We start from the raw sequence: 2,046 nt of genomic DNA on the forward strand, positions 1-2,046 counted from the left end.
GAGACGACCGGCACGATGCTGCTGGGCTCGGAGATCGGTGCCGCGCTGACCGCGCTGGAGCCGCTGGGCATCGACATGATCGGCCTGAACTGCGCGACCGGCCCGGCGGAGATGAGCGAGCACCTGCGCCACCTGGCCCGGCACGCCCGCGTCCGGCTGTCCTGCATGCCCAACGCCGGTCTGCCGGTCCTGGGCAAGGACGGCGCCCACTACCCGCTGACCGCGCCGGAACTCGCCGACGCGCAGGAGACCTTCGTCCGTGAGTACGGCCTGTCCCTGGTGGGCGGCTGCTGCGGTACGACGCCGGAGCACCTGCGGCAGGTCGTCGAACGCGTCCGGGATCTCGCCCCCACCGAGCGTGATCCGCGTCCGGAGCCGGGTGCGGCGTCGTTGTATCAGTCGGTGCCGTTCCGTCAGGACATCTCGTACCTGGCGATCGGGGAGCGGACGAACGCCAACGGGTCGAAGAAGTTCCGCGAGGCGATGCTGGAGGGGCGCTGGGACGACTGTGTGGAGATGGCCCGGGAGCAGATCCGCGAGGGCGCCCACCTGCTGGACCTGTGTGTGGACTACGTCGGCCGGGACGGCGTGGCGGACATGCGGGAGCTGGCGGGCCGCTTCGCCACCGCCTCCACCCTGCCGATCGTTTTGGACTCCACCGAGGTCGACGTCATCGAGGCCGGGCTGGAGAAGCTGGGCGGCCGCGCGGTGATCAACTCGGTCAACTACGAGGACGGCGACGGCCCCGACTCCCGCTTCGCCCGCGTGACCCGGCTGGCCCGGGAGCACGGGGCGGCGTTGATCGCACTGACCATCGACGAGGAGGGCCAGGCCCGCACACCGCAGAAGAAGGTCGAGATCGCCGAGCGGCTGATCGCCGACCTGACGACGAACTGGGGGATCCGGGAGTCGGACATCCTGATCGACTGTCTGACCTTCACCATCTGCACCGGGCAGGAGGAGTCGCGGAAGGATGGCATCGCCACCATCGAGGCGATCCGCGAGCTCAAGCGCCGCCATCCGGAGGTGCAGACCACGCTGGGCCTGTCGAACATCTCCTTCGGCCTGAACCCGGCCGCCCGCATCCTGCTCAACTCCGTCTTCCTGGACGAGTGCGTCAAGGCCGGGCTGGACTCGGCGATCGTGCACGCGTCGAAGATCCTGCCGATCGCCCGGTTCAGCGAGGAAGAGGTCACCACCGCTCTCGATCTGATCTACGACCGGCGTGGTGAGGGCTACGACCCGCTGCAGAAGCTGATGGCCCTGTTCGAGGGCGCCACCGCGAAGTCGCTGAAGGCGGGCAAGGCGGAGGAGCTGGCCGCGCTGCCGCTGGAGGAGCGGCTGAAGCGGCGCATCATCGACGGCGAACGCAACGGCCTGGAAGCCGATCTGGACGCTGCCCTCCGGGAACGCCCCGCACTCGACATCGTCAACGACACCCTGCTGGACGGCATGAAGGTGGTCGGTGAGCTGTTCGGGTCGGGGCAGATGCAGCTGCCGTTCGTGCTGCAGTCGGCGGAGGTGATGAAGACCGCGGTCGCCTACCTCGAACCCCACATGGAGAAGGTGGAGGGCGAGGAGGCCGGCAAGGGCACGATCGTGCTGGCCACGGTGCGCGGGGACGTGCACGACATCGGCAAGAACCTGGTCGACATCATCCTGTCCAACAACGGCTACAACGTGGTCAATCTGGGGATCAAGCAGCCGGTGTCGGCGATCCTGGAGGCGGCCGCGGAGCACAGGGCGGATGTGATCGGCATGTCCGGGCTGCTGGTGAAGTCCACGGTGATCATGAAGGAGAACCTGGAGGAGCTCAACCAGCGGGGTCTGGCCGCGGACTACCCGGTCATCCTGGGCGGCGCCGCGTTGACCCGGGCGTATGTGGAGCAGGACCTGCACGAGATCTACCAGGGCGAGGTGCGTTACGCCCGGGACGCCTTCGAGGGCCTGCGGCTGATGGACGCCCTGATCGGCGTCAAGCGGGGGGTGCCGGGGGCCAAGCTGCCGGAGCTGAAGCAGCGCCGGGTGCGGGCCACCGCGTCCGCC

General features: G+C 68.9%; 1 protein-coding gene. It reads left to right on the top strand.

Annotation, left to right across the window (positions count from 1 at the left end; all coding sequences use genetic code 11):
- On the top strand, window positions 1–2,046 hold a 2,046-nt coding region (locus GRC12_RS43945; RefSeq protein ID WP_208786018.1), incomplete at both ends, for a dihydropteroate synthase.

This window comes from Streptomyces griseorubiginosus, assembly GCF_017614965.1.
GTDB classification, from domain to species: domain Bacteria; phylum Actinomycetota; class Actinomycetes; order Streptomycetales; family Streptomycetaceae; genus Streptomyces; species Streptomyces griseorubiginosus_B.